Source organism: Kluyvera sp. 142486, from assembly GCF_046569695.1.
Taxonomy (GTDB): Bacteria; Pseudomonadota; Gammaproteobacteria; order Enterobacterales; family Enterobacteriaceae; genus Kluyvera.
In genome coordinates this window covers 134,431-155,196 of sequence record NZ_JBKHUI010000010.1, presented here as the reverse complement: position 1 = coordinate 155,196, position 20,766 = coordinate 134,431, and the positions used below count along the sequence as shown (strand labels likewise).

Genomic DNA, 20,766 nt, shown 5'->3' with positions numbered 1-20,766 from the left:
AGCCACCCCGGAGCCGGCGGAACGCCTCGTCCGGGCTACTTGTTTTGTGTTTGATCCCCAGCGACTCGGCTAGCTGCTTCGCCAACTGGTTGTTGTCATCCGCGCCGTACTCCCAGAACATCGCGCCAGCCAGCCCTTTGCTCTTAATGTACTCGGCCTTGATGCTCACCGAACGCGGGTTCTCATAGGAGAGGGCAAACAGCGGTTTGCCCTCAGTTGACTGCACCGACAGCCACGGCACCTTCGCCTGGTCATCCCAGTGCTCGGTAAAGCGTTTCTGCGGGTCGTTCAGCAATTTGCTGACAATATCGTTGTACTTCACGTAGGTATCTTTGCTGAGGTCTACGCCCAGTGATTTAAACAAATCCACCTCGTGCGGCCCAAAGTAAGGCTCGGTCACCGGGTTTTTCTGTGCATCCGGTTTGCTCCAGTCGATGCCCGGCTCAACGGTACGTTTTGGCACCCGGCCATAGAAACCGATGCCGAGGTTCATCTGGCTTGGCTTCAGCCCGGCAGCCAGATAGTTATTCACCACGAAGTCGGCGCTGTACTTATCCGCCGCGGCCACCGTTGGCCACTGGGTCGAATCATAGAGGTTAGAGTTGAAGTACTGGGTGCCGTACGCCATGTCGTAGGTCATCAGGTTGATGTAATCGAGCAGCGGTGCAATGGCTTTCACGTCTACCCAGCTTTTCGGGCTTTCCGCATTGGCGCCTACGGCAATGGTCACCAGCTTTTTATGACCAAACGCGTCGCGCAACTCTTTAAGCAGCGTCGTGAAGTTATCCCGGTCCGCCGGTTGGCTGGCGACCAGCCCCCACGCGCCGTTGACCGGGTACTCCCAGTCAAGGTCGATACCATCTAAACCATATTTTGCCACCACATCCTGCACCGAGCGGACAAATACCGCCCGAGATTCTGGCGTGGCCGCCGCACCAGAGAAGCCACGAGCACCCCAGCCGCCGACGGACAGCAGCACTTTCAGATCGGGGTTCTGTTTGCGCAACGTAGGGATTTTTTCTAAATCAGCCTGCACTTTCGGCGAGAGCCAGATTTGGTGCAGTTTGGTTGGGTCTTTTAACGCGTCGTTGGTTTCGTCTTTCTCATCGTTGTAGATAAGGCCAAACGAGTAGTTCAGGTGGGTAATCTGACGAACGTCGAGCTTATCGATGTCGCCACCTGGCCCAGCCGTCACGTCACCGCCACCGTTAAAGTAGCCGACGGACATCAAGGAATTCGCGGAAACAACCGAGGCGCAGAGCAGGGGTAATGCTGCCAGCAAAGGCAAAAGTTTCATAAACGGTCCTCTTTGACATTAAAAAAGCAAACACGCCACGGAAATGGCGTGGCGAAAAAACAACCGTTCGAACATATCACTGCCGCTGGGTTAAATCTGCGAGATGGTTCACGAGGGGGAGATGACGATAAAAGGATCATTGAAGAGGCAGCTGCCATGAGTAATCAGACTATCACGCAGTTTGTCGTGGAGAGCGCTTCAGGACGAGCGGCAGAGATTATTGAGCAGCATCGACGTCAAGTGCTGAACGAAGCATCCTGGAACCGCGTTATGGATGCCATTGCACAACCGGTGATCCCTGATGAGAGGCTGCAACGAGCGGCTAAACGTCTGCGCAATATGGAATAGAGGATGGGATTATGGATAATCTGGCCATCGAGATGTTTTCTGAAGGCAGGGAATATGACTACTCTGGATTTGATTGCGGAGAAGAGTCGCTTAATCTCTTTCTTGTAGAACATCTTGCTCGTCAGCATCGTGGGCGTATTCTTCGGGGTTATTTACTCATCACGCGCGATCCAATCCCAAGGGTCCTGGGGTACTACACGCTATCCGGTAGCAGCGTTGAGAAAGAGACGCTGCCTTCTAAAAATCAGCGGCGGAAAGTACCTTATACCTATGTACCTAGCGTGACATTAGGCCGCCTGGCGGTGCATAAAACGTTACAGGGAAACGCGTGGGGAACGATGATGGTCGCACATGCTATGAGGGTTGTGCATAGCGCTTCGCAAGCTGTGGGTGTACATGGTCTGTTCGTCGATGCGTTGAACGACAACGCGAAATCATTTTATCTGACATTGGGGTTTATAGAGTTGGTGGGCGACAACGCAAATTCTTTGTTCTATCCCACCAAATCTATTGAGGCGTTGTTTGAGCAAAAATAGTGCTGCTCTTCAGCCCTGAATTTCCAGCCAGTCATCGAGCGTATAAAGCGTAGCCCCTTCGACCGCCATCTCCATAAACGCGTTAGCGCTGTCCTGCGGCTGAATATTGACGCCGCGGCAACCGTCGGTGATCACGTTGACGGTATAGCCAAGCTGTAATGCATCCAGCACGGTGAACTTCACGCAGTAGTCGGTTGCCAGCCCCAACACCACAAGTTCGTCAATACCGCGCTCACGCAGCCACGCGTCGAGGCCGGTTTTCTGACGATGCCCATTATCGAAAAAGGCGCTGTAGCTGTCGATATTGACGCTTTCACCTTTGTGGAACACGGCATCGATCTCCTGAGCCGTCAGCAGCGGATGCAGCGCCGCGCCGTCGCTGTGCTGCACGCAGTGATCCGGCCAGAAGGTCTGCGGAAGGCCATCGAGCGTGCCCTGGCTGTAGACGTCTACCGCGTGCTGGCTGGCAAAGCTGCCGTGATTGGCGGGGTGCCAGTCCTGGCTTGCGACCACCACATCACCGCGAATCTTCGCGGCGCGAATGAGCAGGTTTGCCACGTCGATGGTGCTGTCACCGTCGGCGACGGCAAGAGCCCCACCGGCGCAAAAATCATTCTGTAAATCGACCAATAACAGTGCGCGTTGCGTCATCTCGCTCTCCTTACTCGTCCGGGGTCAGTTCGCCGCGCAGGTTTTGTTGCATGGCGCTGCGGATTGCGTCGGCATCCAGCCCCTGGCTTAACAGGTAGTGCAGTTTGGTCAGCGTGGCTTCTACCGTCATGTCTGAGCCGCTAATCACGCCAGCCTGCGCCAGCGCGTTACCTGTAGCGTAGCCGCCCATATTCACCTTACCGGACATGCACTGGGTAAGGTTCACCACCACGATGCCGCGCTTGCTTGCTTCGGCCAGTTCATTAACGAAAACGCCGTTCTGTGGAGCGTTGCCCACGCCGTAAGAACGCAGAATCAACGCTTTTACCGGCTGAAGCAGGAAGTTACGCACCACATCGGCGGAGATGCCGGGATAGATCGTCACCACGCCAATCGGCTGTGGGGTAATCGGATGCACAATCAACTCACCTTCACCGTGTGGGGCTGGCGGGGTGCCCAATTTGCGGATATGGATACCCGCTTCCAGCAGCGGCGTCAGGTTAGGTGAAGCGAACGCATCAAAGCCGTCGGCGTGCGCTTTGGTGGTTCGGTTGCCGCGATAGAGGCGATTATTGAAGAACAGCGTCACTTCGTTAATCGGGTAGTTCGCAGCGACGTATAGCGAGTTCAGCAGGTTTATCTGCCCATCTGAGCGCAGTTCAGCCAGCGGGATCTGTGAACCGGTGACAATAACCGGCTTGCCGAGGTTCTCCAGCATGAACGAGAGCGCCGAAGCGGTAAACGCCATGGTGTCGGTGCCGTGCAGAATAACAAAGCCGTCGTACTCGTCGTAGTGCGCTTTAATATCGTCGGCGATGTGCTGCCAGTCTTCCGGCGTCATGTCGGAAGAGTCCATCAGCGGGTCGTATTCGTGGATGGTAAAGTCCGGCATTTCGGGGCGGTGGAATTCAGGCATCAGCGCCAGCTGGCGCTGGAGATGACCGGAAACCGGAATGTAGCCGTGGTCGGAGCGCTGCATCCCGATGGTCCCGCCGGTGTAGGCGACGTAAATGGATTTTTTTTGCATGGGGGTCGTCTATTGATTAATCGAAAGAAAATCCCCTCCATTCGGAGGGGATTGCGATTAGCGAATATTGGCGCAGGTCAGGCAAAATGCATAGCGATTTTGCGGATCGTTAAACACCGCCAGCTTGTCGCTCTCGGCTTTTACCGTATTGGCGGCAGCGGCGAGCGGGGCAGGCAGGTAGGCCTGCACGGCCTGAGGCAGCGAGGCGCGCACCGAACCGGACACGCTGTCCATCACCATATCAAAGAACGTCGGTTCACTCTGATAGTAGTCAACATGCCAGGTTTTCACTTTCGCCAGTTCAGCCGCTTTTGCCACCGCATCGTCGAAGTCGCCGAGGCTGTCGACCAGCCCGTTGGCTTTGGCATCTTCACCGGTCCACACGTGGCCCTGCGCAATCTTGTCGATAGCTTCTGGCGTGCTCTTACGCGCCTGCGCCACGAGGGTGATAAAGCGCTTATAGCCGTTTTCGATACTGAGCTGCATCATCTGCTGCACTTCAGGTGGCAGCGCTTTGGTCACCGCCATATCGGCCAGCGGTGATGTCGCTACACCGTCGGTGTGTACGCCGATGGAGTCCAGCGTGTTTTCAACGGTGTTGATCACCCCGAAGATGCCAATCGAGCCGGTCAGCGTGCTCGGGCTGGCGACGATGTAATCCGCTGGCGTAGAGATCCAGTAGCCGCCGGAAGCGGCCATACCGCCCATCGAAACGACTACCGGTTTGCCAGCCGCTTTGGCCGCAGCCAGCTCTTCGCGGATCACCTCAGAGGCGCTAACGCTGCCGCCAGGACTGTTCACACGCAGTACGATGGCTTTCACTTTCGGATCCAGACGCGCATCGCGAATCTGCGATGCGGTGGTGTCGCCACCGACGTTACCTGGGGTTTCTTCACCGTCCATAATGGCACCGTTGGCGAAGATAACGGCGATGCTTGAGCCGGTATCCGCCGGGGTTTTCACCGCGTAGTCATACATGCTGATGGCGCGATAGTTGTTATCGGCCTTGCTCCAGCCAAATGCTTTGGTCATCGCTTTTTCGATATCTGCGCTTGAACCCAGTGCATCAACCAGTTTGTTGTCGAGCGCGTATTTTGCCGTGTCGCCGTCCGCTTTACGCAGCCCGTCGAGCAGACCCTGTGCGCCAGGGAAGACCTGCTGCGCGGTAATCTGACGGTTAGCAGCGATAGTATTCAGGTAGTTCTGCCACAGCTCGCCAATCCAGCGGCTGTCCGCTTCGCGCGCGGCAGGGGACATATCGTCACGAATAAACGGTTCAACGGCGGATTTATAGGTGCCGACGCGGAACACGTGGGTCGAGACCTTCAGCTTATCGAGCAGCGACTTGTAGTACAGGCCGTTGGTGGCGAAACCGTGCAGGTCAACCACGCCCTGCGGTGACAGCCAGATCTTATTGGCGAAGCTCGCCAGATAGTACTGCCCCTGGCTGTAGCTATCGCCGACGGCATACACCGGCTTACCGGCATCGCGGAATTCGCGCAGCGCCTTGCCGATATACTGCATCGATGGTTGATCGCCACCGGCGAAGTTTTTCAGATCCAGCACGATGCCGGTGATATTGCGGTCGTCTTTCGCCTGGCGAATGGTCTGCACGATATCAAACAGCGAGTTTTCCTGCAGGCGATCGCTGCTGGCACCGAAAATCTGACGGCCAATCACGCTAAGCTTGCTGCTGGCGGAAGGCTTATCAACTACCACGCCGCTGATGTCTAGCAGCAGCGCGCCGCGGGCGCTGTGCTCGCTCGAGGTGCTGCTACTTACCTGTAACCAGATGCCGACGCCAACCAGCACCAACAGAATAAAGAACAGGTTCAGCACCAGCTCGCGTACGAAGTTGAGCAGCCGCCACGTCCATTTAAAGAATCCGGCAATAAAGCGCCATAGGGTTCGCATGTATTCTCCCTGCAAGAAATAAAAGGTTTACCGAAACGGCAAAACGTGTGGCTATCCTAAATAGACCGCCGCCGCTTGTCAGCAGGAATCGCCTTCGACGCTGTAACAAAATCCTCGCGCATGTTAATTTTATGAAAAATAACATGAGAGGGTTACTCAATGGACGCACTTGAACTACTCGTTAATCGCCGCAGCGCTTCCCGCCTGGCAGAGCCCGCACCAGCAGGCGAGGCGCTTGAAAACATCCTCCGTGCCGGGATGCGCGCTCCGGATCACGGCACCTTGCAACCGTGGCAGTTTGTGGTGATTGAAGGCGAAGGTCGCGAACGTTTCAGCCAACTGCTGGAGCAGGGCGCGGTAGCAGCGCAAAGCGATGAGAAGGCTATCGAAAAAGCGCGTAATGCGCCGTTCCGCGCGCCGATGATCATCACCGTGATTGCTAAATGCCAGGATCATCCGAAAGTGCCTAAGTGGGAGCAGGAGATGTCGGCAGGCTGCGCGGTGATGGCGATGCAGATGGCCGCCGTCGCACAGGGCTTTAACGGTATTTGGCGCAGCGGTGCCCTGACCGAGAGCCCGGTGGTGCGCGAAGGATTACAGTGCGGCGAGCAGGATAAAATCGTCGGCTTCCTCTATCTCGGCACGCCGCAGCTCAAAGCGTCTACTACTATTACCTTCCCGGATACGGCACCGTTCGTGCGTTATCTTTAGAAAAACCGTTACGATTGTCTGGAATATAGGCAACTGCCCGCGAATTCAGACAGTCGTACTTATCACGGCTCTGTTCTGGCGTTAACATACAGCCCCTATGCAAATGCCAGAGCAATGACAGGAGTTGTCCATGAGCGAGCAGGCCATTCGTTTAACGCAGTACAGCCACGGAGCGGGTTGCGGTTGTAAAATTTCACCGAAGGTGCTGGAGACCATCCTGCACAGCGAGCAGACGAAGTTTATCGATCCGAACCTGCTTGTCGGTAACGAAACTCGCGACGATGCCGCCGTTTACGACCTGGGTAACGGGACCTCGGTCATCAGCACCACCGATTTCTTTATGCCGATTGTCGATAACCCGTTCGACTTTGGCCGCATTGCGGCGACCAACGCCATCAGCGATATCTTCGCGATGGGCGGTAAGCCGATTATGGCGATTGCGATCCTCGGCTGGCCAATCAATACCCTCGCACCGGAAATTGCCCGTGAAGTGACCGAAGGCGGGCGATTTGCCTGCAAACAGGCCGGTATTGCGCTGGCGGGCGGCCACTCCATCGACGCGCCGGAACCGATTTTCGGCCTGGCGGTCACCGGGATCGTGCCGACCGAACGGGTGAAGAAAAACAGTACCGCGCAGGCGGGCTGCAAGCTGTTCCTGACCAAACCGTTGGGGATTGGCGTTCTGACCACCGCTGAGAAAAAATCGCTGCTGAAACCAGAGCACCAGGGGCTGGCGACGGAAGTGATGTGCCAGATGAACCTGGTCGGTTCGGCGTTTGCCAATATCGAAGGCGTCAAAGCGATGACCGACGTGACCGGTTTTGGCCTGCTCGGCCACCTGAGCGAAATGTGCCAGGGCGCGGGCGTACAGGCGCAAATTGATTTTGACGCGGTGCCGAAGCTGCCGGGCGTGGCAGAGTATATTGAACTGGGTGCCGTACCGGGTGGTACCGAACGTAACTTCGCCAGCTATGGTCACCTGATGGGTGCCATGACTGACTCACAGCGCGCGCTGCTCTGCGACCCGCAAACCTCGGGCGGCTTGCTGCTGGCTGTCACCCCGGATGCAGAAGATGCGGTGCACGCTGCCGCTGCGGAATTTGGTATCAACCTGACCGCCATCGGCGAACTGGTGACCGCGCGCGGTGGCCGTCCGATGATCGAGCTGCGCTGAACCGATGCGGTTGTTCATAGCGGAAAAACCGAGCCTGGCTCGCGCCATTGCTGACGTGCTGCCGAAGCCCCACCGTAAGGGCGACGGCTTTATCGAATGCGGTAACGGTCAGGTCGTGACCTGGTGTATCGGCCACCTTCTGGAGCAGGCGCAGCCTGATGTCTATGACAGCCGCTATGCGCGCTGGAATCTGCAGGACCTGCCGATAGTGCCGGAAAAGTGGCAGCTTCAGCCCCGGCCATCGGTCACCAAACAGCTCAACGTCATTAAGCGCTTTCTGCATGAAGCCAGTGAAGTCATTCACGCGGGTGACCCTGATAGAGAGGGGCAGCTGCTGGTGGATGAAGTGCTGGACTACTTGCAACTGCCGGCGGAAAAACGTCATCAGGTGCAGCGCTGTTTAATCAACGACCTGAACCCGCAGGCGGTTGAGCGGGCGATTTCCCGCCTGCGCGCCAACAGCGAGTTTATCCCGCTGTGCGTGTCGGCGCTGGCCCGCGCTCGCGCTGACTGGTTGTACGGTATCAATATGACCCGCGCCTATACCATTCTTGGGCGCAATGCGGGCTATCAGGGCGTGCTCTCCGTTGGGCGCGTGCAGACCCCGGTGCTGGGGCTGGTGGTGCGCCGCGATGAAGAGATCGAGCACTTCGTGTCGAAGGATTTCTTCGAAGTGAAAGCGCACATCGTCACACCAAAAGACGAACGCTTTACCGCTACCTGGCAGCCGAGCGAAGCCTGCGAGCCGCATCAGGATGAAGAGGGCCGTCTGCTGAACCGCGCGCTGGCCGAGCACGTGGTGAAGCGCATTGGCGGGCAGCCCGCACTGGTCACCGCCTATAACGATAAGCGCGACTCTGAACCGGCTCCGCTGCCGTTTTCGCTGTCGGCTTTACAGATTGAAGCGGCCAAACGTTTTGGTTTAAGCGCGCAGAACGTGCTGGATATCTGCCAGAAGCTATACGAAACCCATAAACTCATCACCTATCCGCGTTCCGATAGCCGCTATCTGCCGGAAGAACATTTCGCCGGTCGACACGCGGTGATTAACGCTATTGGCGTACATGCAGCGGATTTACTGCCGCAGCCGGTAGTGAACACCGATACCCGCAACCGTTGCTGGGATGATAAAAAGGTCGACGCGCACCACGCCATTATTCCTACAGCGCGAGCCAGCAAGGTTAATCTCACCGATAACGAAGCGAAGGTTTATAACCTCGTCGCCCGTCAGTATCTGATGCAGTTCTGCCCGGATGCGGTGTATCGCAAGTGTCAGATCGATCTTGATATTGCCAACGGCAAGTTTGTGGCGAAGGCGCGTTTCCTGGCAGAAGCCGGCTGGCGCACGTTGCTGGGGGCGAAAGAGCGCGACGAAGAGAACGACGGTACACCGTTGCCGGTAGTAGCCAAAGCGGATGAGCTATTGTGTGAAAACGGCGAAGTGGTGGAGCGACAAACGCAGCCTCCGCGCCATTTCACTGACGCTACGCTGCTGTCGGCGATGACCGGGATTGCCCGTTTTGTGCAGGATAAAGATCTGAAAAAGATCCTCCGCGCCACCGATGGGTTAGGTACCGAAGCGACCCGTGCCGGGATTATCGAGTTGCTGTTTAAGCGCGGTTTTCTGACCAAGAAAGGGCGCTATATTCACTCGACCGACGCGGGGAAAGCGCTGTTCCACTCATTGCCAGAGATGGCGACGCGCCCGGATATGACGGCACACTGGGAGTCCACGCTGACGCAAATCAGCGAAAAGCAGTGCCGCTATCAGGACTTTATGCAGCCGCTGGTGGGGACGTTGTTCCAGTTAATCGATCAGGCGCGCAGTACGCCGGTGAGGCAGTTCCGTGGGTTAGCGGCGCCAGGCGGGGCGAAGAAGTCATTCAGTAAAGGCAAAGGAAAAAGTAAGAAGCCAGCGGCAAGTTCAGAGCAAGACGCATAGTTTTTTGCAGGCCGGATAGGGCGGGTGCAACACCATCCGGCTGCCTGATGGCGCTGCGCTTATCAGGCCTACAAATGCGGTCGATTGCGGAGATTAACACAACGTAGCCCGGCCGAGCGAAGCGACGCCGGGGAAAACCCGGAGTTGGCGCTAACGCGCCGCGTCCGGGCTACCGGCAAGATTAAATCACGCCCTGAGCCAGCATCGCATCGGCGACTTTTACGAAGCCTGCAATGTTCGCACCGCGAACGTAGTTGGTCTGTGCGGATTCACCACCGTGCTCAACGCAGGCGTGGTGGATATCCAGCATGATGTGGTGCAGACGCGCATCCACTTTCTCCGCTTTCCAGCTCATACGCGCTGCGTTCTGCGCCATTTCCAGGCCAGAGGTGGCAACACCGCCGGCGTTCGCCGCTTTACCCGGTGCGAACAGCACGCCTGCTTCGAGGAACAGGTCGGTTGCTTCGATGGTGGTTGGCATGTTGGCGCCTTCCGCCACGGCCTTCACGCCGTTGGCAATCAGCACGCGTGCCGCATCAACGTCCAGCTCGTTCTGGGTGGCGCACGGCAGCGCGATATCGACCGGCACGCTCCACGGCTGCTGACCTTCCAGATACACCAGGCCAAACTCGCGCGCATAATCAGCTACGCGACCGTCGCGGCTGGCTTTAATTTCGCACAGACGCGCCAGCTTCTCTTTGGTGAAGCCTGCTTCATCAACCACGGTACCGCTGGAGTCGGAGGCGGTCACCACGCGTGCGCCAAGCTCCATCGCTTTTTCGATAGCGTACTGTGCAACGTTGCCGGAACCGGAAACCGCTACGCGCATCCCTTCAAAGCCCAGGCCGTGACGCTTAAGCATCGCTTCAGTGAAGTACACCAGGCCGTAGCCGGTCGCTTCCGGGCGAATCAGGCTGCCGCCAAACGAGAGGCCTTTGCCGGTAAACACGCAGGCGGTGTCGTTGGAAAGTTTTTTCATCATCCCGGCCATAAAGCCGACTTCACGCCCGCCCACGCCGATGTCGCCAGCCGGCACGTCGGTGTCTGAGCCCAGATGACGATAGAGTTCGGTCATCAGCGACTGGCAGAAGCGCATGACTTCGCCTTCGCTTTTACCTTTCGGATCGAAGTCAGAACCGCCTTTACCGCCGCCCATAGGCAGGGTAGTCAGGGCGTTTTTGAAGGTCTGTTCGAAGCCGAGGAATTTGAGAATAGAGAGGTTTACTGACGGGTGGAAGCGCATTCCCCCCTTGTACGGCCCAATCGCCGAACTGAACTGCACGCGCCATGCGCGGTTAACCTGTACCTGATTGCGGTCGTCTACCCACACGACGCGGAACTGAATAACACGCTCAGGCTCAACTAATCGCTCCAGCAGAGAGAGCTGGCGATAGCGCGGGTTCTGTTCCAGAAACGGCCAGAGCGTTGTCATGACTTCACGGACAGCCTGAGCAAACTCGGTCTGGTGTGGGTCGCGTTGTTGAACATGAGCCAGGAAGGAATCCAGGGAGCAAACCTTATCCATAAGTATAAGTACCTCTTATGATTGTAGATGTATGTAGTTGTTATGGTTGTGTTTAATAAAGTGTCGTTTTTCGACTATATCATTACCCGGCTAACGTATGACAAGTAAATTCCAGGACCAAAATAAAATTAATACTCGGGATGGGGTCATAACTAAAAACGATGATGTAAAAAACTTAAGCTCGCCCTGAATTTGGTCGATAGTATTAAGAGAAGATTTTTCAGGAGATTAAGGGATGAAAACGTTCTGGATAGTGGGCGCTCTGGCGCTGTTTTGTCACGCGGCGCAGGCGCGGCCGCAGCTTGAGGTGAACGTCCCGCCAGAGGTGTTCAGCAACAGCAACACCACTCAGCGGGCGCAGCCGTGCACCCAGTGCTGTATTTATGAGAACCAGAACTACTCGGAAGGGGCGGTGATTAAGGCCGAGGGCGTGCTATTACAGTGTCAGCGCGATGAGCGAACCATCAGCACGAATCCGCTGGTCTGGCGTCGGGTAAAGCCATAAACGCTTCAAGCAGCGGCACGTCGGCGGGGGCCAGCGCATAGCTTAAGGCCTCTTCTGGCGAGCACCACACCAGCGCACTGTGTTCGCGGGCGATGATGTCGCCGTCAAAGCGCGGAACGTGCCAGGCGTGAAGATGAATGATCCGCCCGGAGACTTCACGCTGGTGGCTGGCAACGTAACGGCCAGGCCAGGCGCGGATCGCCAACTCTTCCTGTAGTTCACGTACCAGCGCTTCCGGCTGGCTTTCGCCTGCCTCAACTTTTCCCCCTGCGAACTCCCAAAGCCCGGCCTGATCGGCATGCGCAGGGCGTTGGGCCAGCAGAATTTTGCCGTTTTGTTCGATAATGGCAGCAACAACATCAATGGTTTTCAGCATAGCGGTCAAAGACTTGATAAAAGGAATGCCATATTATCGCTGCTTTGTTGTTAGCTAAAGCCTTGCAGGAGTCTCCGGGTGAAAAATAAACAACCCTGGGTGCAACCGCTCAGTCAGTTACCCCTCAGCTTGAAACCCATTGTTGCCATGCAGCAGAAACACTACGGCAGCGTATTGAATCCCACCCGCTGGTGGGGGCGGATGCCCCGGCTCTTCTGGTTAGTGGCATTGTTCGTGGGCTATCTGGAGCGTAAAAAAGCGCGTCTGGACCCCACGCTGCGGGCGCTGTTGATGACCCGCGTTTCCCAGCAGTGCGACTGCGCATTTTGCATTGATGCCAACAGCCTGCGTCTGGCGCAGCGCAGCGGGGCGATGGATAAAGTGCTGGCGCTGGGCGATTGGCAAACCTCTACGCTGTTTTCTCCTGCTGAACGGGCGGCGCTGGACTACGCTGATGCAATGACCGCGACGCCGCCATCCATATCCGCAGAGCAGAAAAAATCGTTACACTGTCACTTTAATGATGAGCAAATAACGGAGATGACCGCGCTGGTGGCATTCCAGAATTTGTCGGCGCGCTTTAATGCCGCGCTGGAGATCCCTTCACAGGGGCTGTGTCGCACGACGGGAGAGCACGATGCTGGATAAACATCTTCACCCGCGCCTGAAGCCGCTGTTGAATCGTGCGGCCCAGGTGCTGGATAAACCCGGCATTTCCGCCGATGGCATTACGCTGCTGGGCTTTGCGATCGGCGTGCTGGCGCTGCCGTTTCTGGCGCTGGGCTGGTACGGCGCGGCGCTGGTAGCTATTGTGGCAAATCGAATGCTGGACGGGCTTGATGGCGCGTTGGCCCGGCGGCGTGGGCTGACGGATGCCGGCGGCTTTCTTGATATCGCCCTCGATTTTCTGTTCTACGCGCTGGTGCCGTTCGGTTTTATGCTGGCAAACCCGGCGGCGAACGCCCTGGCGGGGGGCTGGCTGCTGTTTGCGTTTATGGGCACCGGCAGCAGCTTTCTGGCGTTTGCGGCGCTGGCGGCGAAGCATCAGATTGATAACCCTGGCTACGCGCATAAATCGTTTTACTACCTTGGCGGTTTAACGGAAGGCAGCGAGACGATTTTACTGTTTGTGTTGGGTTGCTTGTTTCCGGCGTGGTTCCCGTGGATGGCGTGGATCTTTGGTGCGCTGTGCTGGCTGACGACGTTTAATCGGGTATGGGGAGGGTACATGACGCTGAAGAGCCTCCAGCGTCATGAAGAGACGGATTAGTGAGAACTGTTCGGGCCGCGGTCGCCGGTGGAAACCGGGTTTTTCGGGTTGCTGCTCCACTCGTACCAGCCGCCGTCGTAGACGCTGACGTTCTGCCAGCCCATCGCACGGGCGTACATAAAGGTCTCAGACGCGCGCCAGCCGGTGCCGCAGTAGAAGGAGACCTGCTGGGTTGGCAGAATGTTCCAGGACTTCCACATCGCTGCGATATCGTCTGCGCTGCGCATGGTGCCGTCCGGGTTATGGAAATCCTCCATATGGGTGGAGTCGCTGCCCGCATGGCCCCAGCGAGCGCCGGCAATCTCACCTTTTGGCTTAATGTAGCTGTAGCCGCTGGTGGTGCCGATAAATTCCGGCCACGAGCGGATGCTGACCAGTGACGCATCCTGGCGATGCAGCAGGCCACGCGCCTGTTCCATATCCAGCATCAGCTGCGGCTGGCCCGGGATAGTTGCGCCGAAGTCCGGTGCCGGGGTCACGTCTTTAGGCAGGCCGCGTTCCACCGGCAGACCTGCATCGGACCAGGTTTTCCAGCCGCCGTCCAGCAGGCGCACATCTTTCACGCCCGCATACAGCATAATTTGTGCGACACGCGCCGCAGCATAAACGTCGCGACCGTAAAGAATAACGGTGGTGTCATGGCGGATACCGTGTTTCGCCAGCATCGCTTTGAGCTTATCGTCAGAAACCTTATTCCACAGCGGCTCGCTTTCCACCTCGTTGGTGTCGATATAGCCTGCGTTCGGAATATGACTGACCAGGTAAAGTTTCGGCGCGCCCCAGGCGGCTTCGATCACTTTAACGTCGCCCGCCGGTTTTGCCGGAACATTTTTCCCCTGCTGTAAATCATGCAGCCACTGCGGGTATACCAGTTGCTCGAAGTGCGGCAACTTTTGCAGACGATCTGGCTGCTGCAGCGCATCACTCAGGGTGGCGATATTGCTGAAGCCCGCTTGTTTCAGGCGTTTGGCGACCGCCTCGTTGTCTTTACTGTCGCCGTAAAGGGCGATGTCGGTGGTTTTACTCAGCTGATGCTGCTGCGCCCACGCGCTAAGCTGCTCGTCGTTCATCGCGGAGAGCCAGCTGGCGGAGAGGTTTAATGCGCCCGGTTCGTGGCCCTGCGTGCCGTTGGCATGCTGAGGCCAACCGTTGTAAAACGCGCTCATGCGCGTATCAATGGCGGTGCCATTTTGCTGCAGCAGGTGGGTCAAGGTTAAGGTTTTTGCCGTTTCGGCAGCAAAGACAGAGGAAGCGAGGCCAAGGGCAACGGCCAGCGCGGTCAGTTGAGAAACACGTTTCATCAAATCATCCGACGAGGAAAAAAGGAGCATCATTCTGAACCTCTAAAGGGGGAAATACCTTGCGTTAACGCAGTATTTCCCGCGTCAATGCCAGTTTGCTAACTGCAAACAGACGGCAGCGGCGGGGACATCATCCGGGTCATGAGTAACCTGCACCACGGGAATGTGCAACTGGCGGAGTTCGTCAAACACCCATTGGCGAAAACTGCCGCGTAGCGGTCCGTCGAGGCGGCTAAATGGCTCATCCAGCAGCAGCGCGTCGGGCTCTGCCAGCAGCGCGCGCAGCAGCGCCACGCGAGCGCGCTGACCGCCGGAGAGGGTGGCCGGGTCGCGACGATAAAAACCGTCCAGTCCCGCCTGCGTCAGCGCCTGCTCAACGCGAGGTTGACGGGCGTGACGGGCAACGGTCGCGGGCAGCGCTAGCTGCAGGTTCCGCCCAACGCTCATATTGTCGAACAGCAGTGCGTCCTGGAACAGCACGCCGATGCGCCGTTTCTCTGTAGGCAGGGGGTCGCAGCGGCGGCCGTTAAGCCACAGCTCACCGTGTGCGCGAAAGGCGCTATCGAGCGCGCCGACCATCCACGAAAACAGTGTCGACTTTCCGCAGCCTGACGGCCCCATCAGCGTCACAATTTCGCCTGCCGCGACGGTAAAGTTAACCTCGCGCAACAGCGGCTGACCGCCGAGCGTGAGCGTCAGATTGTTGACCTGCAACATTAGCGTAATCCCCGGCGTAAATGGCCGATACGGCGCGCCAGCAGCGCGGTAAGTAAAAAGAAGCCCATCGGCAGCAATAGCTGCCATAGTGCCTGGGCGGCAAGCGTCGCGGTCACTCCGCCGCTACTCAGCGCCACGGCTTCGGTGGTCAGCGTTGGCACGCGTCCGCCGCCAAGCCATTGGGTGGGCAGATACTGGGCGATACTGACGGAAAAGCCGACCGCCAGCGCCGACAGCAGCGGGCGAACGATCAACGGGCACTTCAACCGTAGGAAAATCGCCCCACGCTGCCAGCCGAGCGTTTTCGCCAGCAGTATCTGGCGCGGGTCAATTTTCTGCCATGCCGGGCGAAGCACAAACAGCATCCACGGCACCACCCACAGCAGATGCCCCCACACCACGGTGGCGAACTGGCCGTCGAGCCAGCCATACAGTGCCAGTTGATATTGTCCTGCGGCCAGCGGCAGTGCGGGTAACAGAAGCGGCAGATTGAGCCAACCCTGTACCCGGCGTGGCCCCCATTCCAGCCACAGTAGGCAGACTACCGCGCCGATCGGCGCGGACAGCAGTGCCAGCCATAGGCTATTGTTGAAGGTATCGGCGTCGGGCAGAGTGGCATGCGCCTGTGAGATCAGAAATAGCGTGCAGAATAGCCCGCTGAACGGTAGCAGGATGCCGACCGCACGCCCAGGGAGTCGCGGGAAGGTGGGGTGTCGTACGTTGCTCAACGTGGGCAGCTGTCGTTGCCAGAGCGACCAGAAGCCTGCGGCGACACCGGCAAGCAGCACCAGCAACGCCAGTAACAGCAGGCAGGCCAGTTCGCCTTTGACCCGATCCTCCGGGTCCGCCGAGTTCAGCCACTGCCAGGCCAGCACCGCTAGCGTTGGCGGGTTGCCGGGGCCGATAATTGTCGCCACATCCACCACCGACAGCGTCCAGGCCGCGGTGGCCAGCAGCGCCACCTTGAGCGAGGGCATCAATGCCGGAAGAATAACCCGGGTCAGGCACTGCCCGCGCCCGTACCCAAGGCTTTTAAACACCACCACCTGTTCCGCGAGCCGGCGCTCGCCGAGCAGCGCCCAGCACACCCACAGTAAAAAGCCGCTCTCTTTGACCGCCAGCACCAGACCCAGCCCGATGCCGTAACGATCCTGAAATGGGCTGAGCATTGGCAGCAAACGGTAGAGTGCGCCGCCTTCGGCAAACAACAGCAGCGCGCAGGTGGCGAAGGCCACGTGCGGCAGCGCCAGCAGCCAGGGGAGGCGGGAGGACAACCGCTGCCAGCCCGCCGAGGGCCAGAGGGTGGCAATCACCAGCAGCGCCAGCGCCAGCGCACCGCCGACGGCAAGCAGCGTGGAGACGACCGTCGCAGTGAGCGCCTGGGTGAGCTGTGGGTCTGAAAACAGCGATTGCCAGTAGGCGAGTGAAAACGCCGACCTCAACAGCAGACCGGCGGCAGGAAGCAGGGGCAGATAGATAACCAGCATCATGCCCCTGCACAGTAGAATCAGTGCGTACCGTAACGGCGCAGCCATTCCTGCTCCAGCGCGTTCACCCACGCGGCATGCGGTTCAGCCAGCACTTTCGGCGCGTGTTCCGGGATAAGCGATTGCAGCATCTTTTGCTGCTCAGCGTTCAGCTTTGCCGGATCCAGCACGCTGGGGTCGCCCCATACTGCCGGGTCGGCCTTGCGCAGTTGTGCTTCGGGAGACAGCAGAAAGTTAGCCACCACCTGCGCCCCGGCGCTGGCGGAAGCGTTCGCCGGGATGGTAACAAAGTGCACGTTGCCCAGCATGCCGCTCTGGAAACCAAAGCTGTAGCTGTCTTTCGGCAGTTCGCCTTTTGCCACCTTCTGTTTCGCGTGCATCGGGTTGAAGGTGAGGGAGAGGCGCAGCGTGCCGTTGCTCAACATCGCGTCGATCCGCGCCGGAGAGGGAGGGAAATCTTTGCCGTTACGCCACAGGAACGGATGCAGCGTATCAAGATAGGCCCACAGCGGCGCGGTGACGGCGGCGAACGTTTTCGCATCCGGCGGCTGTTTTAGTGCATCGGGTTGAGCCGTGAGATTAATCAATAACTGTTCTAATAGCGCCGTGCCGGTGAAATCCGGCGGACGCGGGTAGGTCACCGTACCGGGATGGGCTTTGGCAAATTCAAGCAGCGCCTGCGCTGAGTCCGGCGGCTGCGGCGTTTGCTGCTGACGGGCGATAAAGGTTAACTGGGCGCTGCCCCATGGCGATTCTGCGCCTTCCACCGGTACCGAGAAATCTTCCTGCACTGGCTTGGTCACATCAACATAGCGCCAGTTCGGCAGTTGTTCTGCCCAGCCGGTTTTCAGCAGGTTGGCCTCTTTCAGCGTGCGGAAGTTTTCGCCGTTAACCCACAGCAAATCGACCGAACCGTTGGTTTTGCGCCCGGCCTGCGCCTCGGTTTGAATGCGCTTCACGGTATCTGCCGCATCAGCAATGTGCACGATACGCAGGTTAATGGCGTAATCACGCTTCACCTCACCGCTCACCCAGTCAAGATAGTGGTTCACCGCCTCATCACCGCCCCAGGCGTTAAACCAGACGGTTTGCCCTTTGGCTTCGTTTTCCACCTGTTGCCAGCTTTGGGCGTGAGCCGCAAATGGGGCCAGGGCCAACAAACTAAGGCCCAGCAAGCCAGCGCGTAGGTGACCAATTTCTCCGTGATAACGCATCAGGAATTCCTCTTTTGTCGTTCGTGATAGAACGTCTTAGCGACAACGATAACGATAGTCAGTGCGAACAAAATAAACAGCCCGGTGACAAACCAGAAGGTGCCGCCGGTGAGCAGGCTGCCGACCCACGAATAGACGATGGTGGCGGGAAGCTGGCCTATGCCGGTGGCGATAAAAAAGTGGCGAAAGCGCAGCGACGTCAGCCCGGCGGCGTAGCTCACCGGGTCGAAGGGGACGAAAGGCAGCAGGCGGCAGACTAAAATCGTGTGCTTGCCGTAACGTTCAAAGAAACCGTCGATGCTTTTAAGCACCATTTTTCCTGTCAGCTTCTCGACCACGCCGCGCCCCATCAGCCGAGCAATGTAGAAGCATAGCGCGGCACCGGCCATCGAACTGGTCCACGAGAGCACCGCGCCCCAGAACGCGCCGAACAGCGAGGCGTTGGCGAAGGTGATAAGAAAAGCGGGCAGCGGGGCGGCAATGGCCTGAAAAATCATCAGCACAAAGGAGACGGCGGCGGCCTGTGAGCCATAGGAGTGGATGAAGCGCTCAATGCCCTGCTGGTCGACGGCGAGAAACGCGGTCAGGCTGTGATCGATAAACGCATTCACGCTCGGCACATACCACCAGGCCAGCAGCAGCGTGATAAATGCGACAATCAGCAGCAGACGGAAAAACACCGTGGTGCGGCGCGATGCCATCAGCGTTCCTCCTCAAAAAGATCCACGCGTTTATGCTGGGCATAGCGTTTGGCCGCCTGTACCAGCGCAAACAGCGCTAGCCCGGCGAGGCTCAGCTTGAGGATAAACGCCAGCGTCAGGCCATGCGCTGCCAGCTCGCTTGCCATCAAGGTATAGATAAAAATCCCCGGCAATGTGGTTAGCGCAGAAATTAGGGTATAGGGCCAGAAGGGGATGGCGGTCAGTCCGTAAGCGTAGTTTTGAATGTTGTACGGAAAGAGCGGAATGAGCCGGGTGAGAATCAAAAAGTCGATGCCGCTGCGGGCGATGCCGCGCTCGATCGCCTGAAAGGTGGCGGTGTGCCCGACGTATTTGAGCAGCAGTGCGCGCCCGAGCCAGCGGGCGAGCAGAAAGGAGAGCGCCGAGGCGGCGGTGGCAGCAACCAGCGACAGCAGCGTGCCGAACCATGGGCCAAAGACAATACCGCCAACGAGCACCAGTACGCTGCCGGGCAATAGGCATACCGTGGCGAGGATAAACAGGGCGACGTAGATGACGTAGCCGAGCGCGCCGCTTTGGCGTACCAATTCCTGCAGGTGGCGGAAGTTGGTGACCAGATCGGTGAGGTCGAAGGTATGGATCAGGATAGCGAGCAGGCTGATGACAGCGACAATGAGCAGGAGCTTAGCGGCTGTGTGGTAGTGACTTCTTTTGCATGGGGTCCTCCTACCGGGAAGAAAAAGTGCGCGCGACGGTATTATAGATTAGTGGTCACTGCAAGATCTTAGCGTTGGTTTATTGATTTTGCTCAGAATTTTTGGTTGGTGAAGTGGTTTTCGGGTTGGGTGCGGGGTTCCGTTCACTTTATGTTGGGTAGAACATGGCGCTTCTTCATCTGTGAACGGGTTAAGGGGGATAACCGCATCCCCCTTAACAATCCCTGCGGCCCCGCAGGGAAATCGGTGCTTCGCACTGCGCTCGCCTACGACTCCAGCCTGCGGCACGGCGAAACTCGACGTCCCTGTCTCGGTTCGCCTCAGTCCGCCATCCATGGCGTCCTGACCTTGCCTTCCGTGCTACGGCTCGCCGATTTCCAGCGGGGACTCATCGGTTTCAGTGACTTTGGTTTTTGCTGTTAGCTAAAAAACCGCACGGTTTTTGGTGGCGTCTAAATCGCCGAAGCGTTCCCTGTAGGCCGGGGTACTAAACTAGCAAATACGAGCTTATTTAAACGTCGCCCACACCGGCGCATGATCCGACGGCTTCTCCATCCCACGGATCTCATAATCAATCCCCGTCTCCACGCAGTGCGCGGCCAATGCCTGGCTTGCCAGCAGCAAATCAATGCGCAGCCCACGGTTATCGTCAAATCCTTTGGAACGGTAATCAAACCACGAGAAACGATCGTTGGTTTCAGGATTGGCATTACGGAACGTATCCACCAGACCCCAACCCAGCAGACGCTGCATCCACTCACGCTCTTCCGGCAGGAATGAACACTTACCGGTGCGCAGCCAGCGCTTACGGCTATCTTCACCAATCCCGATATCAAGATCGGTCGGGCTGATGTTCATATCGCCCATAATCAGCACCGGGTTTTCTTTACTCAAGCGGGTTTCCAGATAGTCCTGCAAATCCTGATAAAACTTGGTTTTGGCCGGGAATTTGGTTTCGTGGTCGCGGCTCTCTCCCTGCGGGAAATAGCCGTTCATCACCGTCACGTTACCGAATGGTGAGGGCACTTCGGCGATGATCAGGCGACGCTGCGCCTCTGGATCATCGGTCGGGAAACCGCGGTGCACCGCAATCGGCTCGGCTTTGGTCAGCAGCGCCACGCCGTAGTGGCCTTTTTGTCCGTGGTAGAAGACGTGGTAACCGAGTTTTGCCACCTCTTCCAGAGGGAACATGTCGTCGTGAACCTTAGTCTCCTGCAGGCCAATCACATCAGGCTGATGTTTTTCAACGATGGCTTGCAGTTGATGAGGACGGGCGCGCAGGCCGTTGATATTAAAAGAGACAAATTTCATAGTGGTCGTCACTTTACCTGGTGAATTGTGACGGGATAGTAGCAGAATTTAACGTACCTCGCTG

20 protein-coding genes and 1 pseudogene are annotated in these 20,766 nt (G+C 57.8%); 8 read left to right on the top strand and 13 right to left on the bottom strand.

Annotated features, from left to right (window positions below; translation table 11 throughout):
* Positions 1-46: 46 nt before the first annotated feature.
* A pseudogene (locus ACLGE8_RS13030) lies at positions 47-1,297 on the bottom strand (glycoside hydrolase family 18 protein); the annotation flags it as partial.
* 96 nt (positions 1,298-1,393) lie between these two features.
* Here ACLGE8_RS13030 and ACLGE8_RS13025 point away from each other — a divergent pair.
* Positions 1,394-1,645: a DUF1778 domain-containing protein gene (locus ACLGE8_RS13025; protein ID WP_410999081.1), complete on the top strand. Its 252-nt coding sequence runs from the start codon at positions 1,394-1,396 to the stop codon at positions 1,643-1,645.
* Between the two features lie 11 nt (positions 1,646-1,656).
* Complete coding sequence (locus ACLGE8_RS13020; RefSeq protein ID WP_410999021.1) at positions 1,657-2,181, top strand: N-acetyltransferase; 525 nt, start codon at positions 1,657-1,659, stop codon at positions 2,179-2,181.
* A gap of 9 nt (positions 2,182-2,190) precedes the next feature.
* On the opposite strand, the gene pncA is transcribed toward ACLGE8_RS13020, so the two are convergent.
* The 3 genes from pncA to sppA are packed head-to-tail and all read right to left on the bottom strand — an operon-like array spanning position 2,191 to position 5,773.
* A complete protein-coding gene (gene pncA, locus ACLGE8_RS13015) occupies positions 2,191-2,832 on the bottom strand; it encodes a bifunctional nicotinamidase/pyrazinamidase (RefSeq protein ID WP_410999019.1) in 642 nt (213 codons plus the stop codon).
* A gap of 10 nt (positions 2,833-2,842) precedes the next feature.
* A complete protein-coding gene (ansA, locus tag ACLGE8_RS13010) occupies positions 2,843-3,859 on the bottom strand; it encodes an asparaginase (RefSeq protein ID WP_410999017.1) in 1,017 nt (338 codons plus the stop codon).
* A gap of 57 nt (positions 3,860-3,916) precedes the next feature.
* On the bottom strand, positions 3,917-5,773 hold the full coding sequence (gene sppA, locus ACLGE8_RS13005; protein ID WP_410999015.1) for a signal peptide peptidase SppA: 1,857 nt from the start codon (positions 5,771-5,773) through the stop codon (positions 3,917-3,919).
* A 159-nt stretch (positions 5,774-5,932) separates the two neighbouring features.
* On the opposite strand from sppA, the gene ACLGE8_RS13000 reads away from it, so the two are divergent.
* The 3 genes from ACLGE8_RS13000 (at position 5,933) to ACLGE8_RS12990 (ending at position 9,600) form a co-directional block, all read left to right on the top strand.
* The gene (locus tag ACLGE8_RS13000) at positions 5,933-6,484 is read left to right on the top strand and encodes an NAD(P)H nitroreductase (RefSeq protein ID WP_410999013.1); all 552 of its coding nucleotides are present in this window, start codon (positions 5,933-5,935) and stop codon (positions 6,482-6,484) included.
* A 130-nt stretch (positions 6,485-6,614) separates the two neighbouring features.
* Complete coding sequence (gene selD / locus ACLGE8_RS12995; RefSeq protein WP_410999011.1) at positions 6,615-7,658, top strand: selenide, water dikinase SelD; 1,044 nt, start codon at positions 6,615-6,617, stop codon at positions 7,656-7,658.
* 4 nt (positions 7,659-7,662) lie between these two features.
* Positions 7,663-9,600 (top strand): DNA topoisomerase III, encoded by a 1,938-nt coding sequence (locus ACLGE8_RS12990; RefSeq protein WP_410999009.1) that lies wholly within the window; start codon positions 7,663-7,665, stop codon positions 9,598-9,600.
* 181 nt (positions 9,601-9,781) lie between these two features.
* Here the strand turns inward: ACLGE8_RS12990 and gdhA are convergent, their stop codons facing one another.
* Entirely contained in the window at positions 9,782-11,125 is a 1,344-nt protein-coding gene (gdhA, locus tag ACLGE8_RS12985; protein WP_410999007.1) for an NADP-specific glutamate dehydrogenase, read from the bottom strand.
* 235 nt (positions 11,126-11,360) lie between these two features.
* Between gdhA and ACLGE8_RS12980 the strand changes: the two genes are divergently transcribed.
* Positions 11,361-11,630: a YnjH family protein gene (locus tag ACLGE8_RS12980; protein WP_410999005.1), complete on the top strand. Its 270-nt coding sequence runs from the start codon at positions 11,361-11,363 to the stop codon at positions 11,628-11,630.
* Here the strand turns inward: ACLGE8_RS12980 and ACLGE8_RS12975 are convergent.
* Positions 11,590-12,006 (bottom strand): pyrimidine (deoxy)nucleoside triphosphate diphosphatase, encoded by a 417-nt coding sequence (locus ACLGE8_RS12975; RefSeq protein ID WP_410999003.1) that lies wholly within the window; start codon positions 12,004-12,006, stop codon positions 11,590-11,592. The genes ACLGE8_RS12980 and ACLGE8_RS12975 overlap by 41 nt on opposite strands.
* Before the next feature lie 78 nt (positions 12,007-12,084).
* On the opposite strand from ACLGE8_RS12975, the gene ACLGE8_RS12970 reads away from it, so the two are divergent.
* Both ACLGE8_RS12970 and ACLGE8_RS12965 read left to right on the top strand, forming a co-directional pair.
* Positions 12,085-12,654, top strand: coding sequence for a carboxymuconolactone decarboxylase family protein (locus tag ACLGE8_RS12970; RefSeq protein ID WP_410999001.1), 570 nt, complete (start codon positions 12,085-12,087; stop codon positions 12,652-12,654).
* Positions 12,644-13,276, top strand: a complete 633-nt coding sequence (locus ACLGE8_RS12965) for a CDP-alcohol phosphatidyltransferase family protein (protein WP_410998999.1) — start codon at positions 12,644-12,646, stop codon at positions 13,274-13,276. The genes ACLGE8_RS12970 and ACLGE8_RS12965 overlap by 11 nt, the downstream gene beginning before the upstream one ends.
* Here ACLGE8_RS12965 and ACLGE8_RS12960 read toward each other — a convergent pair.
* From ACLGE8_RS12960 to xthA, 7 genes are all read right to left on the bottom strand, one after another.
* Positions 13,273-14,577: a sulfurtransferase gene (locus tag ACLGE8_RS12960; RefSeq protein WP_410998997.1), complete on the bottom strand. Its 1,305-nt coding sequence runs from the start codon at positions 14,575-14,577 to the stop codon at positions 13,273-13,275. The genes ACLGE8_RS12965 and ACLGE8_RS12960 overlap by 4 nt on opposite strands.
* A gap of 84 nt (positions 14,578-14,661) precedes the next feature.
* Complete coding sequence (locus ACLGE8_RS12955; protein WP_410998995.1) at positions 14,662-15,294, bottom strand: ATP-binding cassette domain-containing protein; 633 nt, start codon at positions 15,292-15,294, stop codon at positions 14,662-14,664.
* A complete protein-coding gene (locus ACLGE8_RS12950) occupies positions 15,294-16,829 on the bottom strand; it encodes a thiamine ABC transporter permease (protein WP_410998993.1) in 1,536 nt (511 codons plus the stop codon). Before ACLGE8_RS12950 ends, ACLGE8_RS12955 begins: the two co-directional genes overlap by 1 nt.
* Positions 16,802-17,995, bottom strand: coding sequence for an ABC transporter substrate-binding protein (locus ACLGE8_RS12945; protein ID WP_410998991.1), 1,194 nt, complete (start codon positions 17,993-17,995; stop codon positions 16,802-16,804). Before ACLGE8_RS12945 ends, ACLGE8_RS12950 begins: the two co-directional genes overlap by 28 nt.
* Entirely contained in the window at positions 17,995-18,696 is a 702-nt protein-coding gene (locus tag ACLGE8_RS12940; protein ID WP_410998989.1) for a TVP38/TMEM64 family protein, read from the bottom strand. The genes ACLGE8_RS12945 and ACLGE8_RS12940 overlap by 1 nt, the downstream gene beginning before the upstream one ends.
* A complete protein-coding gene (locus tag ACLGE8_RS12935) occupies positions 18,696-19,355 on the bottom strand; it encodes a TVP38/TMEM64 family protein (protein ID WP_410999079.1) in 660 nt (219 codons plus the stop codon). The genes ACLGE8_RS12940 and ACLGE8_RS12935 overlap by 1 nt, the downstream gene beginning before the upstream one ends.
* A 543-nt stretch (positions 19,356-19,898) precedes the next feature.
* A complete protein-coding gene (gene xthA / locus ACLGE8_RS12930) occupies positions 19,899-20,702 on the bottom strand; it encodes an exodeoxyribonuclease III (protein WP_410998987.1) in 804 nt (267 codons plus the stop codon).
* Positions 20,703-20,766: the final 64 nt, after the last annotated feature.

Bases quoted from the DNA above. Each gene is read 5' to 3' on its own strand.
- selD (WP_410999011.1), top strand. From the start codon at position 6,615: ATGAGCGAGCAGGCCATTCGTTTAACGCAGTACAGCCACGGAGCGGGT.
- ACLGE8_RS12965 (WP_410998999.1), top strand. From the start codon at position 12,644: ATGCTGGATAAACATCTTCACCCGCGCCTGAAGCCGCTGTTGAATCGT.
- sppA (WP_410999015.1), bottom strand. From the start codon at position 5,773: ATGCGAACCCTATGGCGCTTTATTGCCGGATTCTTTAAATGGACGTGG.
- ACLGE8_RS12960 (WP_410998997.1), bottom strand. From the start codon at position 14,577: ATGAAACGTGTTTCTCAACTGACCGCGCTGGCCGTTGCCCTTGGCCTC.
- ACLGE8_RS12980 (WP_410999005.1), top strand. From the start codon at position 11,361: ATGAAAACGTTCTGGATAGTGGGCGCTCTGGCGCTGTTTTGTCACGCG.
- gdhA (WP_410999007.1), bottom strand. From the start codon at position 11,125: ATGGATAAGGTTTGCTCCCTGGATTCCTTCCTGGCTCATGTTCAACAA.
- ACLGE8_RS12955 (WP_410998995.1), bottom strand. From the start codon at position 15,294: ATGTTGCAGGTCAACAATCTGACGCTCACGCTCGGCGGTCAGCCGCTG.
- ACLGE8_RS12975 (WP_410999003.1), bottom strand. From the start codon at position 12,006: ATGCTGAAAACCATTGATGTTGTTGCTGCCATTATCGAACAAAACGGC.
- ACLGE8_RS12940 (WP_410998989.1), bottom strand. From the start codon at position 18,696: ATGGCATCGCGCCGCACCACGGTGTTTTTCCGTCTGCTGCTGATTGTC.
- ACLGE8_RS12950 (WP_410998993.1), bottom strand. From the start codon at position 16,829: ATGGCTGCGCCGTTACGGTACGCACTGATTCTACTGTGCAGGGGCATG.
- pncA (WP_410999019.1), bottom strand. From the start codon at position 2,832: ATGACGCAACGCGCACTGTTATTGGTCGATTTACAGAATGATTTTTGC.
- ACLGE8_RS13000 (WP_410999013.1), top strand. From the start codon at position 5,933: ATGGACGCACTTGAACTACTCGTTAATCGCCGCAGCGCTTCCCGCCTG.
- ACLGE8_RS13020 (WP_410999021.1), top strand. From the start codon at position 1,657: ATGGATAATCTGGCCATCGAGATGTTTTCTGAAGGCAGGGAATATGAC.
- ansA (WP_410999017.1), bottom strand. From the start codon at position 3,859: ATGCAAAAAAAATCCATTTACGTCGCCTACACCGGCGGGACCATCGGG.
- ACLGE8_RS12990 (WP_410999009.1), top strand. From the start codon at position 7,663: ATGCGGTTGTTCATAGCGGAAAAACCGAGCCTGGCTCGCGCCATTGCT.
- ACLGE8_RS12945 (WP_410998991.1), bottom strand. From the start codon at position 17,995: ATGCGTTATCACGGAGAAATTGGTCACCTACGCGCTGGCTTGCTGGGC.
- xthA (WP_410998987.1), bottom strand. From the start codon at position 20,702: ATGAAATTTGTCTCTTTTAATATCAACGGCCTGCGCGCCCGTCCTCAT.